The sequence below is a fragment of the Pseudomonas sp. GM25 genome (genome assembly GCF_000282255.1).
Taxonomy (GTDB): Bacteria; Pseudomonadota; Gammaproteobacteria; order Pseudomonadales; family Pseudomonadaceae; genus Aquipseudomonas; species Aquipseudomonas aphyarum.
The window spans coordinates 82,423-97,074 of the sequence record NZ_AKJQ01000032.1 but is presented as its reverse complement, the minus strand read 5'-3'; the positions used below and the strand labels follow the sequence as shown (position 1 = coordinate 97,074).

Here is a 14,652-nt window from a genome sequence, read left to right as displayed (position 1 = left end):
CGGCGGGACGATTGCCGCCACAAATCAGCTTTGCACCGGCACTCAGGCCACGGTCGATGTGACCGAGCACTCGCTGGTACTGCGCCTGATTGACCAGCGCGCCCATCTCGACTTCAGGATCGAACGGATCGGCCACACGGATTTTTTCCGCGCGGGCCTTCAGACGAATCAGGAATTCATCGGCGATTTCATCGGCCACCAGCACCCGGCTGGTGGCCGAGCACATCTGCCCGGCGTTGAAGAAACCGCCACCGCAGGCCAGCTCCACCGCCAGATCCAGGTCGGCGTCTTCCAGAATCAGCAGCGAGGATTTGCCGCCCAGTTCCAGGCTCACGCCCTTCACGGTTTCAGCGGCGCGCTGCATCACTTGCACACCGACGGCGTTGCTGCCGGTGAAGGAAACCTTGGCGATGCGCGGATCCGCCGACAGCGGCGCACCGACCGCCAGACCGGTGCCGCACACCAGGTTGAACACGCCTTTGGGCAGACCGGATTCGGCGATGATGGTCGCCAGTTCCAGCTCCGGCAGCGGCGTGACTTCCGACGGTTTGAGCACCACGCAGCAACCCGCAGCGAGGGCTGGCGCGAGTTTCCACGCGGTGGTGACCATCGGGAAATTCCACGGCACGATCAGCCCGACCACACCGCACGGCTCGCGGCGCAGACGAGCGCTGAAATCGTCGCTCGGCAGCGGAACGTCGCTGTCGAGTCTGGCGTCGAGGCCTTCGGCGAGCTCGGCGTAGTACTCGAACGTGGCGATCACGTCGTCGACATCGATGCCCGCTTCGAACTGCGGTTTGCCGTTGTTGCTCGACTGCAACTTCATCAGATGTTCGCGACCGTTGCGCACGCCATTGGCGATGTTGCGCAGTATCGCGGCGCGCTCGGCACCGGTGGTTTTCGACCAGCCCTTGAAGGCTTCAGTCGCCGCCGCTACAGCCTGGTTGACGGCGCTTTCGTCGCCGCCATTGACCGTGGTCAGCAGCGCTTCAGTGGCCGGGTTGATCACGCGCAGGTGTTCGCGGCCGGCGGACCATTGGCCGTTGATGTACAGGCCGTCGAGTGTGGTCGGGAAATTGATCATTGGGCCACCGCCTTCATCCATTGGGTCTGGTCGATTTCGATCAGGGTCGGGCCCTGACGATCGGTGGCGGCGCGCAGTGCACCGCGCAGGTGTTCGGCCGAGCTGATCGCTTCCGCCGCGCAGCCCAGGGCCTTGGCCACACCGATGAAGTCCGGGGTGTAGATGTCCACGCCGACCGGCTCGATGGCGCGGTTGACCATATATTTCTTGATCTCTTCGTAACCCTGGTTATTCCACAGCAGGATGATCACCGGCGTGCGCGCTTCCACGGCGCTGGCCAGTTCCGGCAGGGTGAATTGCAGACCGCCGTCACCGATCAGGCACACCACCGGCGGACGTGCGCCGTGTTCGAGGTTGCCGCCAAGCCACGCGCCAATCGCCGCCGGCAAGGCGTAACCGAGGGTGCCGTAACCGGTGGACGAGTTGAACCAGCGGCGCGGACGCTCCGGGTTGAACGTCAGGTTGCCGGTGTACACCGGTTGCGTGGAATCACCGACGAACACCGCGTTCGGCAATTCGTGCAGCACGGTTTCGAGGAAACGGGTCTGAGCCAGGGTCGGGGCATCCCAGGTTGCGGCCAAGTCTTCACGCAGACGCGCGGCGCGTACCTGCCCCCAATCGTTGCGGCGCTCGGCCAGCGGTTTGTGCGACAGCGCGCTGAGCAGCGCTTGTGCGGCGTTGCGCGAGTCGGCCACCAGCGCCACGTGAGGCGGGTAGTTGCGCACGGTCTGGTCCGGATCGATATCGACGCGCAGCAGCTTGCCGGGGATTTCGAAACCGCCGGCGAAGGTCACGTCGTAGTCGGTTTCTGCCAGCTCGGTGCCGATCGCCAGCACCACGTCTGCATCGGCCACCAGAGCACGGGTCGCCACCAGGCTCTGGGTCGAACCGATCAACAGCGGGTGGCTGGACGGCAGCATGCCTTTGGCGTTGATGGTCAGTGCCACCGGTGCGTCGAGCAACTCAGCCAGTTCGGTGAGCTCGGCAGCCGCGTCGATGGCACCGCCACCGGCGAGGATCAGCGGACGCTGGGCGCCGGCCAGCAGTTCAGTCATGCGGCTCACGGCGGCCGGCGCAGCACCGGCGCGGTCGATGTTGACCGGCACGCTGGTCAGCAGTTCGTCGGCTTCTTCGACCAGCACGTCCAGCGGAATTTCGATGTGCACCGGACGCGGACGCCCGGCCTGGAACAGCGCAAACGCACGGGCCAGCACGCCCGGCAATTCGGACGCCGACATCAGCGTGTGGGAGAACGCCGCCACGCCACCGACCAGTGCGCTCTGGTTCGGCAGTTCATGCAGCTTGCCGCGACCGCCGCCCAGTTGGCTGCGCGACTGCACGCTGGAGATCACCAGCATCGGGATCGAATCGGCGTACGCCTGGCCCATGGCAGTGGTGATGTTGGTCATACCCGGGCCGGTAATGATGAAGCACACACCCGGTTTGCCGCTGGTGCGGGCGTAGCCGTCGGCCATGAAGCCGGCGCCCTGTTCATGGCGCGGGGTGACGTGGTTGATGCTCGAACGGGCCAGCCCGCGATACAGCTCCACGGTATGCACCCCGGGAATGCCGAACACCTGCTCGACCCCATAATCTTCGAGTAACTTGACCAGTACTTCGCCACACGTCGCCATGTCTTTGCCCTTCTTGTTCGTTGAGGCACCGGGCTTTAAAGGAACCGGTGATTGGCCTCATTGAAACGGGCGACCCGTAGCCGCAACAATCGATAAAAGCTCATACTAGCCATGTCCTCACGTCATACCTTGGATCCACATGAAACGACTGCCTCCCCTGCCCGCCCTGCATACGTTTCTGATTACCGCGCAGTGCTGCAACTTCACCCGGGCCGCCGAGCAGTTGCACATCACCCAGGGTGCGGTGAGCCGGCAGATCGCCGGGCTGGAGGAACATCTGGGTTACGAGCTGTTCATTCGCCTGGCCCGGGGCCTGGAGCTGACGGCCGAAGGTCGCGAATGGCTGCCACGGGTGCAGCAGGTGTTCAGCCTGATCGGCGACTCGATGGAGCAGATCGGCGCCAAGCGCGAGACCTTGCAACTCAAGGCCCCGAGCTGCGTGATGCGCTGGCTGTTGCCGCGCCTGCTGCAATGGCAGCGCGAGCGCCCGGACGTGCCGGTGAAACTCACGGCGTCGCTGCAACACGGGGTGGATTTTCATCGTGAACAGTTCGACGCGGCGGTGATCTACGGCACCGCGCCCCACGACTCACCCGCGACCCTGCATCTGTTCGATGAGCAACTGACACCGGTCTGCTCGCCGACACTGCTCAACGGTGGGCCGGCCCTGCACACACCGGCAGACTTGCAACAGCATCTGCTGCTGCACCCGACTCACACGGATGACGACTGGACACTCTGGCTCGAAGCCGCCGAACTGCACTTGAGCAACATCGCCAGCGGTCAGCATTTCGAAACTCTGGATCAGGCGATGTCGATGGCGTCCCACGGGACGGGGGTGGCGATCGGCGACTGGTCACTGATCGGCGACGACTTGAACGCCGGACGACTGGTGATGCCGTTCGATCTGAAGGTGAAGACGGGATTGGGTTATTACATCGTGGCGCCGGCGTCGGAGCCTTCGGCGAAGTTGCAGGAATTGATGGGGTGGTTGGTTGAGCAGGCTCATACGCGTTGAGCCCGGCCTCACCTGATGATCGTTCCCACGCGGAGCGGTGATCGTTCCCACGCTCCGCGTGGGAATGCAGCCCGGGACGCTCCGCGTCCCATGCCGAAGCGGACGCGGAGCGTCCAGTGAGGCATTCCCACGCGGACGGTTCGACGCCTCGACGTGGGAGCGATCAATCGGATTACATCAGTAACCGACCGTAAACCGCTGACGCGAATGCTTCGGCGTTTCCACTTCGTCGATCAGCGCAATCGCGTAATCGGCAAAGGTGATCGAGCTCTGACCGTCAGCACTCACCAGCAAGTCATCCTTGCCAACGCGGAACTTGCCGGTGCGCTCGCCCTCGACAAACAGCGCCGACGGCGACAGGAACGTCCAGTCCAGTTCCTTTTCCTGACGCAAGGCATCAAGGAACGCCGCACCGGCACTGGCCTCAGCCTTGTACTCGGCCGGAAAACCGGCGCTGTCGATCACGCGAGTGCCATCCGGCAGCAACAGCGAACCGGCACCGCCGACCACCAGCAGACGTTTCACCCCGGCCTGTTTCACCGGGCCGATCAGCGCGCTGGCCGGTACCGTGGCGAAATGCGCGGCGCTGATCACCACATCGTGACCGGCGACGGCGTCCTGCAACGCGGCGGCGTCCAGCACGTCGACATTCTTGCTGACCACACCGGCGCGGGCGCCGATCTGCGAGGTATCCCGGGCGATAGCGGTGACGCTGTGGCCGCGACGCAGGGCTTCTTCCAGCAATTGGCTGCCGGCACGGCCGGTGGCACCAATGATTGCGATCTTGCTCATGACATTCTCCAGTTGGCTTGAGAGTGCTGCGTTTTTCAGAATCGGGTTACCACTGCATTTCGCCCTTGGCGACTTTCGCGCTCAGCTCCAGCGAGCTTTCTTCGCCCAGTGTCGGGTAGCGTTTTTTCATCGCGGCGATCAGCGCGGCAGAGTCCTTGGCTTTCGCGGTTTCTGCATCGAACGCCTTGATGTAATCAGCGGTGAATTTCACGGCCGCCAGCGAACGGGCGCTGTCACCCAGGTAGTGACCCGGCACCACGGTTTTCGGTTTCAGGGTTTCGATCGAGTGCAGGGTTTGCAGCCAGTCGGCGTGGGATTGCGCGGTCTGGGTATCGGCCATCCAGACATGGATGTTCTCGGCGACGACCACACCACCGACCACGGCTTTCAGCGACGGAATCCACACGAAGCTGCGATCCGGTTGTTTGCCTTCCAGGCCGACCACCTGCAGTTTCTGCCCTTCGAGCATCAGGCTGTCGCCCTTGAGCACGCCCGGCACGATGGTTTTGGCCGGCACGTCGGCACCCATTTTCGGACCCCAGAACGCGAGTTTGCCGTCGACGGTTTTTTTGATGTGATCAACGGTCGGTTGCGAGGCCAGGACCTTGGCATCCGGGAAGGCTTTGGTCAGGGTGTCGAGACCGAAGTAGTAATCCGGGTCACCGTGACTGATGTAGATGGTGGTCAGTTGCTTGCCGCTGGCGCGGATCTTTTCCACCACTTGCTCGGCCTGGGATTTGCCGAACTGGGCGTCCACCAGAATCGCGTCCTTCTCGCCGCTGACCAGTACCGAAGTCACTGGGAAGATCGCGTTGGTGCCCGGGTTGTAGACGTCGAGGTTCAGGTTCGCGGCCGCTGCGTGGGCTGCAAAGCCGAGGGTGGCGGTGGCCAGTAAAACGCGCTTGAGGATGGTGAAGCCGATCATGGGTTGCTCCGCTGTTCGAATGCCGTGCTTGGCGATGGGGACAGAGCTTAGTTGCCAGACTCGTTACAAAAAATGCGATGCTTGAACATAGTTTGTTTCTGAAAGCGGGCAAATCATGGATCGTCTCCAAGCAATGCGGGTGTTTGTCACGGTGGTGGATCTGGGCAGCCAGTCGGCGGCGGCCGATCACCTGGACCTGTCGCGCCCGGTGGTGTCGCGCTATCTGGCGGAACTGGAAGACTGGGTCGGCGCGCGCCTGATGCACCGCACCACGCGCAAGTTGAGCCTGACCGCCGCCGGCAACGAAATCCTGCCGCGCTGCCGGCAGATGCTTGAGCTGTCCGGCGACATGCAGGCCGCCGTCAGCGAACCCGCCGATGCGCCACGAGGATTGCTGCGAATCAGCGTCAGCACCTCGTTCGGCCAGGCGCAACTGGCCGATGCCATGGCGGCGTTCGTCAAAGCGTATCCGGGGGTGAACATCGACCTGCAAATGCTCGATCGCACCGTGAACCTGGTGGACGAGCGCATCGACCTGGCGATCCGCACCAGCAACGACCTCGATCCCAACCTGATCGCCCGGCGCCTGACGGTCTGCCGCTCGGTGGTCTGCGCCGCGCCCGCCTATCTGCAGGAACATCCGCAGCCACAACGGGTCGAGGAGTTAAGCCGACACAACTGCCTGACCCATTCCTATTTCGGCAAGAGCCTGTGGCATTTCGAGGAGGATGGCGAACCGGTCTCGGTGCCGGTGCAGGGCAACATCAGCGCCAACGAGGCCAGCACCCTGCTGCGCGCGACCCTGGCCGGCGCCGGCGTGGCGATGCTGCCGACCTATCAGGCCGGGGTGCATGTGCACAGCGGCGAACTGGTTCGCCTGCTGCCCCACGCCGAGCCCCGGCAGATGAACATCTACGCCGTCTATGCCTCGCGCAAGCACATGCCGGCGGCATTGCGCTGCATGCTGGATTTTCTGGTGCAGCGTTTTCCCGAAAACCCGCAATGGGATATCGGGCTGTAATCCCGTTCGCAGAGCTGCTGGCAACTCCACGGCGCTGACCTATGCTGAAAGTAGTACCCAAGGGTATTCGTTCAGAGGTCAACGCCATGAACACCAGAACAAGAAGATACCTCGCGATTTTCATCACCTGCGCGGCCACGCTGGCGCTGTACGGCACCGCGGCATGGCGCGTGGAGCAGTTGCGGCAACTGCCCCGTGAATACGCGAGCTGCAACTTCGAGCGCTGCATCCCTCACAACGCCACCCTCAACGCCCTGCGCTGATAAAAGGCTCAGGCGTCGTCGTTCTGCTCGGCCTTCAAGCGGTCGCGGAACGCTTTTGGCGAGATCCCCACCCGGCGCCGGAACAGGCGCGTGAAGTTGGTCGGATCGGAAAACCCCAACACCTCGGACATCTCGTAAATCGTCATGCTGGTGTAAGTCAGCAGGCGCTTGGCTTCCAGCAACTGACGCTCGTGCATGATCTGCAACGCCGGCTGCCCCGCCAGTTCACGGCAGGTGCCGTTGAGGTGCGAGACGGAAATCCCCAGCCGATGGGCCAGGTCTTCTACCTTGACGTGCTGGCGGTAGGTTTCTTCGACCAGTTGAATGAACCCGTTGAGGTATTCGCGCTGACGTTGCGGGCGTTGCGTGGCGTTGTGACGGTGGATCGCCTGACGGCTGACCCAGACCATGATCACGCTGACCAGCGAATGCATCAGCATTTCCCGCGCCGGTTGATGGCCGTTGTACTCGGCCTGCAACGCGGCAAACAGACTGTTGAGGTACTCCGCGTCCTTGCCCGCCGGGTAGCTTTCGGCCTGGGCCAGGGCCTGCACCGCGCTGCCCAGTTGCGCCTGCAAATGGTTGATCAACGGTGTGGCGAGGGTGACGACAAATCCTTCGACGTCCTCGGAAAAACGGAATCCATGCACCGATAACGGTGGCAGGATCTGGATCGCGGCTTCGTTCAGTTGCGTGCGTTGGCCTTCGATTTCAAGCTCTGCCTGACCTTTGAATACGAAGAGCAACTGGCACAAATCGGCGTGGCGGTGGGGTTTGATTTCCCATTGGTGTTCGCGGCTGCGTTTGGAAATGGTTTCACAGTGCAGCAAGTCAGGGGTCGGCCAGTCCAGGCTTTCACCGTAGAGCTTGAACACCGGAATCGAAGGCAGGTCAGGCTTGTTCATCACTTCAATCCAGGCCTCGAGGTTTGCGGGCGATAATCGCACCGATTGGCAGAATGTACAGGTATCGGCTCAGTTTTCACCTTCAATTGACAGACCCGCAAGGGAAAAATGCAAGCACTCGAATCCTGAAAATCATTCACCGGCGTTTGTCGCGTGAAGCTTGCGAGTCATAAAAACAATGAAAACGCTGAAAACCCAAGTCGCCATCATCGGCGCCGGTCCGTCCGGATTGTTGCTCGGCCAACTGCTGCACAACGCCGGCATCGACACCCTGATTCTGGAGCGCCAGACACCTGACTATGTGCTCGGCCGAATCCGCGCCGGCGTGCTTGAACAAGGCATGGTAGAGCTGTTGCGCGAGGCTGGCGTAGGTCAGCGGATGGATGCCGAAGGGCTGGTGCACAGTGGTTTCGAACTGGCCCTCGACGGGCGCCGGATCCACATCGACCTGCAAGCCCTGACCGGCGGAAAAACCGTGATGGTCTACGGCCAGACCGAGGTCACTCGCGACCTGATGGCCGCTCGTCGGGAGACCGGCGGACAGACAATCTATGAAGCCAGCCATGTCGTTCCCTGTGGCATGAAAAGCGACGAAGCCTATGTCACCTTCGAAAAGGACGGCGAAACCTGGCGCGTCGATTGCGACTACATCGCCGGTTGCGACGGTTTCCACGGCGTGGCCCGGCAGTCGATTCCAGAGGATTGCCTGAAAGTCTTCGAACGGGTTTATCCGTTCGGCTGGCTGGGTATTCTCGCCGACACGCCACCGATTCATGATGAGCTGGTCTACGCCCGCCACGAACGCGGCTTCGCCCTGTGCAGCATGCGGTCGGCGACTCGCACCCGTTATTACCTGCAAGTGTCGGCCGAAGAAAACGTCGACGACTGGTCGGATCAGCGTTTCTGGGATGAACTGCGCAATCGTCTGCCGGAGGATCTGGCACAGAAACTGGTGACCGGTCCGTCGATTGAAAAGAGCATCGCGCCGCTGCGCAGTTTTGTGGTCGAGCCGATGCAGTACGGGCGGATGTTTTTGGTCGGGGATGCGGCGCACATTGTTCCGCCGACCGGTGCCAAAGGTCTGAATCTGGCGGCCAGCGATGTCAGCACGCTGTTCAGGATTTTGCTGAAGGTTTACCGCGAAGGTCGCACCGAGTTGCTGGAAAAATACTCGGAGATCTGCCTGCGCCGGGTGTGGAAAGCCGAGCGGTTTTCCTGGTGGATGACCTCGATGCTGCACCGCTTCGATGAGCATGATGATTTCAGCCAGCGGATCTGTGCTTCGGAACTGGACTACTTTGTCAGCTCGGAGGCCGGTCAAAAAACCATTGCAGAAAATTACGTCGGGCTTCCTTACGAGGCTATCGAATAGCCTGCTACCGACTTACACTGGCGAGCATCCCCGCTCGCCTGGCGATCTGCGGGACACTCACTGCCCGCAGGTTTTGCCCGTGACCAATCTCAACCATCCCGAAACGCCCAAACCGGCCATTCGCAGCGTGCTGGTCGCGCTGATGATGGCGATCTTTCTCGGTGCGCTGGACCAGACCATCGTCGCCGTTTCCATGCCGGCCATCTCCGCCCAGTTCAAGGACGTCAGCCTGCTGGCCTGGGTGATTTCCGGCTACATGGTGGCGATGACCGTGGCGGTGCCGATCTACGGCAAGCTCGGTGACCTTTACGGGCGGCGCAAACTGATGCTGTTCGGCATGGGCCTGTTCACCCTCGCCTCGCTGTTCTGCGGCATGGCCCAGAGCATGGAGCAACTGGTGCTGGCGCGGATCTTCCAGGGCATCGGTGCCGGCGGGATGATTTCGGTGAGCCAGGCGATCATCGGCGACATCGTGCCCCCTCGCGAACGTGGGCGCTATCAGGGTTATTTCAGCAGCATGTACGCGGTGGCCAGCGTCGCCGGCCCGGTGCTCGGCGGTTACATGACCGAGTACCTGTCATGGCGCTGGGTGTTCCTGATCAACCTGCCGTTGGGCCTTGGCGCTTACTGGGTGGCGCGACGCAACCTGATCGGCCTGCCGATTCCCCAGCGCAAACCCGTCATCGACTACCTCGGCACGCTGCTAATGATCATCGGTCTGACGGCGCTGTTGCTGGCGATCACGCAAGTCGGCCAAGGCCATGCGTGGCGCAGCAGTGAAGTGCTCGGGCTTTTCGCTTGCTCGGTGGCGGTGTTGGCGGTGTTCGTCTGGCATGAGCGGCGCGCCCGGGAACCGTTGCTGCCGATGCACCTGTTCACCAACCGCAGCGCTCTGCTGTGCTGGTGCACGATTTTCTTTTGCAGCTTCCAGGCGATTTCCCTGATCGTGCTGATGCCGCTGCGCTTTCAGAGCGTGACCGGCGCGGGGGCCGACAGCGCGGCACTGCACTTGCTGCCGCTGGCGATGGGTTTGCCGATCGGCGCGTATTTCGCTGGACGTCGCACCTCGATTACCGGGCGCTACAAACCGCAGATTCTGACCGGCGCGCTGCTGATGCCGATCTCGATCCTCGGCATGGCCTTCAGCCCGCCCGATGCGACGCTGCTCAGCAGCCTGTTCATGTTGCTCAGCGGGATCGCCGGCGGCATGCAGTTCCCGACCTCGCTGGTCGGTACGCAGAATTCGGTGGAGCAAAAGGACATTGGCGTCGCCACCAGCACCACCAACCTGTTCCGCTCCCTGGGCGGTGCGGTGGGCGTGGCATTGATGTCGGCGCTGTTGCTGGCGTTGTTGCAGGATTCCAGTTTCGCCCACCTGGCCGGCAGCTCGCTGATGAGCGAAGGACATTCCGGCAACGTGCTGCTCGATGGCCTGAACGCGGCGCCCGGCGACGCGCAGAACGCCTTGCGCGCCGAGTTGCTGGTGACGTTCCGGCATTTGCTGATGGTCAGTGCAGCGGTGTCGCTGCTCGGGCTGGCGGCGGCGATCGCGATGCCGAACCGGTTGCTGCGGGGCCGTGAACACGGCGCCCGCTGATTGCTGAAAGCTCCCACGCGCGGCGTGGGAGCTTTCAGCAATCAAGCACTGTAATAACCGACCGCCACCAGCATGTTCCCGACCTTCTTCAAGTAGGCATGCTTGTCCTCGACCTTGCCGGTCACCGGGTTTTTCCAGCGGTACTCGTACTCGCCCTCATCCTGTTTGCCGATCAGCGCCAGAATCGGTTCGCCCACCGGTTTGCCTTCCGGGTCATCGACCTTGGCAAAATCGGTGTTGATCAGCCGCAAATTGGTGCCGTGGGCGACGTAGCGCTTGTTGTCGAGATTGACCACGAACACATACAGGTCGTCCTGCAGGTAACCGCCCTTGAGCGAGTTGATCGCGGACAGCGTGCCCTTCTCGTCCTTGGTCAAATCGGTGGCGGCCTTGTCGAGCAACGCTTTCGCCTGCTCCGCGGACGCTCGCGGCAAATAATAACCCACCGCCAGAATCCGCTGACCGATGCGTTGATAGTAAACATGCTTGCGCTCGACCTTGCCGTCGGACCAGTTCTGCCAGCGGTATTCGGCCTGCTGGATGCCGTTGCCTTCCGGCACTTTCAAGGCGTCCTTGAAGGACTTCTGCAAGTCCGGTCCGAGGACTTCGCTGACGTCGCGACCGATCAATGCCGACGACGGCCCGCCGCTGGCGAGCATCACGCCCTTGGTGTCGACCACGAACACGTAACGGTCCTTGTCGACGAATTCGCCCTGACGGCTGAACGCCGCGAACGCCTTGTCGCCGTTGTCGTGGTAATAGGCCAGCGCCTTTTCCAGCAAGGCGATGGCGGCCTTGCTGTCGTCTTTTTCCGTGGTGGCCGCGTTGGCCTGACCGAAACTCAACAGCAGCACCGCGCCGAGCCAGGCCAGCTTGTGCACAAACCCCATGACGCATCCCTCGTTCTTGTTGGTGTTTCAAGAGCGTAGACGGCCTGAAGGCATGTATGGATATTCAGAAAGCTTCTGAATGTTGCTGTGGCGAGGGCGTTCATTCCCTCGCCACACAAGAGGCTTACGGACGGGCGTTGAGTTGCTGCTGCAGGTTCTGGATCTGCGCTTGCAGGGTGTTGATGTTGCGGGTCATCTGCCCACGGAACGCATCGAACTCGGCAGTGTTGGTGCCGCCCTGCGCAGCGGCCGGACGGTTGTCCTGCTCGCTTTTGAGGATGACGATTTCCTGCTCCAGACGATCGATTGCAGGGTTCGACCCACTTTGTTTCTTCAGGGCCGTGATGTCGGCACCGAGGCTCTTGAACTGCGCATCGAAACCCTTCACCTGTGCATCGAAGCTCTTGAGCTGGGCGTCGAGCTTACTGGTGTCGGCCGGCGTGCTTTTCAGCGTGGCCAGTTCGGCGCTCAGGGCTTTGACCTGGGCCTGCAACTGGGTGTTGGCGTTCTGTTGTTCGGTGGTCTGGGCGGTCATCTGCGCCAGGCGCTTGTCCAGATCCGTCGCCTGCCCGGCCACGCCCTGCTGCTGTTTGCTCTGATCCTGAAGCGCGCTTTGCAGCTGTTTGATCTGCAGTTTCAGGGCTTCGCTGTCGGTGGTGACGTTGGTCTGGCTGGCCACGACCTTGCCGGAAATGTCCTGCAGGCGCCCCGCCGCTTCCTCACTGATGCGCGCGAAGCTTTCCTGGGTCGCCACCAGTTGCTGCTCCATCAGCGAAATCTGCTGGAAGCTCCACCAGGCAAGACCAATGAAGGCGAAGAACAATGCGCCGACCAGCGCCCACAACGGCCCGGTGCTGGCGGCCTTGACCTTGACCACCGGCGGCGTGCGCGAATGCACGGTGGTGCGGGCGGTGGCCGGGAAATCGTCGTCATCGAGGGTATCGGCGCGCAGGCTCGGTACATCGTCGAAATCGTCGTGGGCATCGTTACGCATGGACATTGAGGCAACCTTTGTGAAACGCGGTGATGGCAGATTGGGGCGAAGTATAAACCCCGCGGCCGCTGGGGTTGACCCTCAAGCCGTGGCGCGGTTCAGTGCCGGCCGGCAGATTCGTATCAACGAATGTCCTGGGCCTTCCACCAGCCACAGAACTCATCGAGGGCCGTCCACAGACTGACTTTCGGATCGTAGTCCAGATAATGCCGGGCGCGACTGATGTCGAGGGTGAAATTTTTGTTCATCACCTGCATGCCCAGGCGCGACAGGGTCGGCTCGGGACGCCCGGGCCAGAGCTTGCACACACCTTCGTTGAGCGCCGCTACGCTGTAGGCCAAGCCGTAGGAACGGTACTTGGTGACCTGTGGGACTTCCATCTTGCGCATCACGTAATTGACCACATCCCACAGCGGCACCGGAGCGCCGTTGCTGATGTTGTAGGCCTTGCCCAGTGCGGAGGCGTCGGCCAGCAGACTGCTGAGCAACGCTTCGTTGAGGTTGTGCACGCTGGTGAAATCGACCTTGTTCAGACCGTTGCCGATGATTGCCAGACGGCCCTTGCGCTGCATGTTCAGCAAGCGCGGAAAGATGCTCATGTCGCCGGCGCCGGTGACGAAACGCGGGCGCAGGGCGAGGGTTTCGAGGCCGAACTCCTGGGCGCCGAAGACCTTTTGCTCGGCCAGGTATTTGGTCGCAGCGTAGTGATGTTTGAAGCGCTTGGGCACTTGTTCTTCGGTCAGGCCGAGGTGGTCGCGACCGTCAAAGTAGATCGAGGGCGACGACAGATGCACCAGCCGCCGAACCCGTTGCTTCAGGCAGGCCTCGACCACGTTTTCGGTGACTTGCACGTTGCCCTGATGGAAGTCCTGATACCGGCCCCACAAGCCGACCGCACCGGCGCAATGCACCACGGCTTCGACATCGCTGCACAGCGCACGCACCAGATCCGGATCGCTCAAATCGCCTTGAACGAACTCGGCGCCGCGACGCACCAGATGCTCGACACCCTCGGCCCGGCGACCGCTGACCCGCACGTCCAGGCCCTGCTCCAGGGCGAAACGCGCAAAGCGTCCGCCAATGAAGCCGCTTGCGCCGGTGACCAGAATTTTCATGTAGAGCTCCGCTGTCTTTCGTTTTGCCTGATTCGTGAGTCTTGACGCTGGCCGTCAGTCCAACGGCACCAGCCATTGCGCCGACGAGCGCACCAATTGCTCGGTCAACAGCCCGAGCAACTGACCGCCATTGCGCCAATGATGCCAGTACAAGGGCACGTCGATCGGTTTATCTGGCAACAGTTCGCGCAGCAAGCCGCGCTCCAGCTGCTCGCGCACCTGCAATTCCGGCACCAGTCCCCAGCCGAGCCCGACTTCGGTCAGGCGGATAAAACCTTCGGACGACGGGCACAGGTGATGTTCGAAACCGCCATCGACGCCGAGGGACGCGAGGTATCGATGCTGCAGAAAGTCGTCCGGGCCAAATACCAGCGCCGGGGTGCGCGGCAATTGTTCGGCCCGCACGCCATCGGGAAAATGCCGCTCGATGAACGCCGGACTGGCCAGCGCTCGATAGCGCATCGCCCCGAGCAACACGCTGCGCGCGCCTGCCACCGGTCGCTCACTGGCGCACAGGCAACCGGCCACTTCACCGGCGCGCATGCGTTTGAGGCCGACGGTCTGGTCTTCGACGATCAGATCGAGCAATAGATGTTGTTCGGCGCAAAAGTCGCCCACCGCCTCGGCCCACCAGGTGGCGAGGCTGTCGGCATTCAGGGCGATGCGCAGGCGCTCCGGCAGGCCTTCTTCGTCCAGCGCCGGCACCAGCGTCTGCAAATCCCGCTCGAGCAGGCGCACTTGCTGCACATGGTTGAGAAGACGTCGGCCAATCTCGGTCGGCGACGGCGGCGTGCCGCGCACCAAAACCGGCTGGCCGACCCGCGCTTCCAGCAGTTTGATCCGCTGGGAAATCGCCGATTGCGAAAGACCCAGCACCTGCGCCGCCCGTTCGAATCCGGCCTGCTCGACCACGGCGGCCAGAGCGGAAAGCAATTTGTAGTCGAACATCAGTTTTCCTAATGAGCGATCAGCACTATTGGTTTTTCTTATACAGCGTCAACCGGGAGAATAGCCAGCAAGCACTCTTTCTCAAGGACCACCC

General features: G+C 62.2%; 14 protein-coding genes. 5 read left to right on the top strand and 9 right to left on the bottom strand.

All coding sequences use genetic code 11. The features are described 5' to 3' along the window. Together PMI24_RS09665 and PMI24_RS09660 are read right to left on the bottom strand one after the other, a co-directional pair. Positions 1-1,081, bottom strand: a 1,081-nt coding sequence (locus PMI24_RS09665) for an aldehyde dehydrogenase family protein (RefSeq protein WP_177323242.1), incomplete at its 3' end; no start/stop codon positions are given. After that, a complete protein-coding gene (locus PMI24_RS09660) occupies positions 1,081-2,718 on the bottom strand; it encodes a 5-guanidino-2-oxopentanoate decarboxylase (protein WP_007953284.1) in 1,638 nt (545 codons plus the stop codon). The genes PMI24_RS09660 and PMI24_RS09665, both read right to left, overlap by 1 nt. A gap of 139 nt (positions 2,719-2,857) precedes the next feature. Here PMI24_RS09660 and PMI24_RS09655 point away from each other — a divergent pair, with 139 nt between their 5' ends. Beyond that, on the top strand, positions 2,858-3,736 hold the full coding sequence (locus PMI24_RS09655) for a LysR substrate-binding domain-containing protein (protein WP_007953283.1): 879 nt from the start codon (positions 2,858-2,860) through the stop codon (positions 3,734-3,736). Positions 3,737-3,913: 177 nt separating this feature from the next. On the opposite strand, the gene PMI24_RS09650 is transcribed toward PMI24_RS09655, so the two are convergent. Beyond that, positions 3,914-4,528, bottom strand: a complete 615-nt coding sequence (locus tag PMI24_RS09650; protein ID WP_007953280.1) for an NAD(P)-dependent oxidoreductase — start codon at positions 4,526-4,528, stop codon at positions 3,914-3,916. A 46-nt stretch (positions 4,529-4,574) separates the two neighbouring features. Then, entirely contained in the window at positions 4,575-5,453 is an 879-nt protein-coding gene (locus PMI24_RS09645; protein ID WP_007953278.1) for an MBL fold metallo-hydrolase, read from the bottom strand. Positions 5,454-5,568: 115 nt separating this feature from the next. On the opposite strand from PMI24_RS09645, the gene PMI24_RS09640 reads away from it, so the two are divergent. Together PMI24_RS09640 and PMI24_RS29355 are read left to right on the top strand one after the other, a co-directional pair. Further along, positions 5,569-6,474, top strand: coding sequence for a LysR family transcriptional regulator (locus PMI24_RS09640; protein ID WP_007953276.1), 906 nt, complete (start codon positions 5,569-5,571; stop codon positions 6,472-6,474). Positions 6,475-6,560: 86 nt separating this feature from the next. Further along, entirely contained in the window at positions 6,561-6,737 is a 177-nt protein-coding gene (locus PMI24_RS29355) for a hypothetical protein (protein WP_007953274.1), read from the top strand. A gap of 8 nt (positions 6,738-6,745) precedes the next feature. On the opposite strand, the gene PMI24_RS09630 is transcribed toward PMI24_RS29355, so the two are convergent. After that, positions 6,746-7,642 carry a helix-turn-helix domain-containing protein gene (locus PMI24_RS09630; protein ID WP_007953272.1) on the bottom strand — a complete coding sequence of 299 codons (897 nt, stop codon included), beginning with the start codon at positions 7,640-7,642 and terminating at the stop codon, positions 6,746-6,748. Positions 7,643-7,820: 178 nt separating this feature from the next. On the opposite strand from PMI24_RS09630, the gene pobA reads away from it, so the two are divergent. Together pobA and PMI24_RS09620 are read left to right on the top strand one after the other, a co-directional pair. Then, entirely contained in the window at positions 7,821-9,014 is a 1,194-nt protein-coding gene (gene pobA / locus PMI24_RS09625) for a 4-hydroxybenzoate 3-monooxygenase (protein WP_007953270.1), read from the top strand. A gap of 79 nt (positions 9,015-9,093) precedes the next feature. After that, positions 9,094-10,611 carry an MDR family MFS transporter gene (locus tag PMI24_RS09620; protein WP_007953269.1) on the top strand — a complete coding sequence of 506 codons (1,518 nt, stop codon included), beginning with the start codon at positions 9,094-9,096 and terminating at the stop codon, positions 10,609-10,611. Between the two features lie 41 nt (positions 10,612-10,652). On the opposite strand, the gene PMI24_RS09615 is transcribed toward PMI24_RS09620, so the two are convergent. The 4 genes from PMI24_RS09615 to PMI24_RS09600 form a co-directional block, all read right to left on the bottom strand. After that, positions 10,653-11,501: a cache domain-containing protein gene (locus PMI24_RS09615; RefSeq protein ID WP_007953267.1), complete on the bottom strand. Its 849-nt coding sequence runs from the start codon at positions 11,499-11,501 to the stop codon at positions 10,653-10,655. Between the two features lie 124 nt (positions 11,502-11,625). Then, positions 11,626-12,501: a hypothetical protein gene (locus PMI24_RS09610; protein WP_007953264.1), complete on the bottom strand. Its 876-nt coding sequence runs from the start codon at positions 12,499-12,501 to the stop codon at positions 11,626-11,628. Positions 12,502-12,617: 116 nt separating this feature from the next. Beyond that, positions 12,618-13,610 carry an NAD-dependent epimerase/dehydratase family protein gene (locus tag PMI24_RS09605; protein ID WP_007953263.1) on the bottom strand — a complete coding sequence of 331 codons (993 nt, stop codon included), beginning with the start codon at positions 13,608-13,610 and terminating at the stop codon, positions 12,618-12,620. A 54-nt stretch (positions 13,611-13,664) separates the two neighbouring features. Beyond that, positions 13,665-14,558 carry a LysR family transcriptional regulator ArgP gene (locus tag PMI24_RS09600; protein ID WP_007953260.1) on the bottom strand — a complete coding sequence of 298 codons (894 nt, stop codon included), beginning with the start codon at positions 14,556-14,558 and terminating at the stop codon, positions 13,665-13,667. Positions 14,559-14,652: the final 94 nt, after the last annotated feature.

Excerpts from the sequence above, each read along its gene's own strand:
- PMI24_RS09605 (WP_007953263.1), bottom strand. The coding sequence starts at position 13,610 with ATGAAAATTCTGGTCACCGGCGCAAGCGGCTTCATTGGCGGACGCTTT.
- PMI24_RS09640 (WP_007953276.1), top strand. The coding sequence starts at position 5,569 with ATGGATCGTCTCCAAGCAATGCGGGTGTTTGTCACGGTGGTGGATCTG.
- PMI24_RS09600 (WP_007953260.1), bottom strand. The coding sequence starts at position 14,558 with ATGTTCGACTACAAATTGCTTTCCGCTCTGGCCGCCGTGGTCGAGCAG.
- PMI24_RS09660 (WP_007953284.1), bottom strand. The coding sequence starts at position 2,718 with ATGGCGACGTGTGGCGAAGTACTGGTCAAGTTACTCGAAGATTATGGG.
- PMI24_RS09630 (WP_007953272.1), bottom strand. The coding sequence starts at position 7,642 with ATGAACAAGCCTGACCTGCCTTCGATTCCGGTGTTCAAGCTCTACGGT.
- PMI24_RS09650 (WP_007953280.1), bottom strand. The coding sequence starts at position 4,528 with ATGAGCAAGATCGCAATCATTGGTGCCACCGGCCGTGCCGGCAGCCAA.
- pobA (WP_007953270.1), top strand. The coding sequence starts at position 7,821 with ATGAAAACGCTGAAAACCCAAGTCGCCATCATCGGCGCCGGTCCGTCC.
- PMI24_RS09610 (WP_007953264.1), bottom strand. The coding sequence starts at position 12,501 with ATGTCCATGCGTAACGATGCCCACGACGATTTCGACGATGTACCGAGC.
- PMI24_RS09615 (WP_007953267.1), bottom strand. The coding sequence starts at position 11,501 with ATGGGGTTTGTGCACAAGCTGGCCTGGCTCGGCGCGGTGCTGCTGTTG.
- PMI24_RS09655 (WP_007953283.1), top strand. The coding sequence starts at position 2,858 with ATGAAACGACTGCCTCCCCTGCCCGCCCTGCATACGTTTCTGATTACC.
- PMI24_RS09645 (WP_007953278.1), bottom strand. The coding sequence starts at position 5,453 with ATGATCGGCTTCACCATCCTCAAGCGCGTTTTACTGGCCACCGCCACC.
- PMI24_RS29355 (WP_007953274.1), top strand. The coding sequence starts at position 6,561 with ATGAACACCAGAACAAGAAGATACCTCGCGATTTTCATCACCTGCGCG.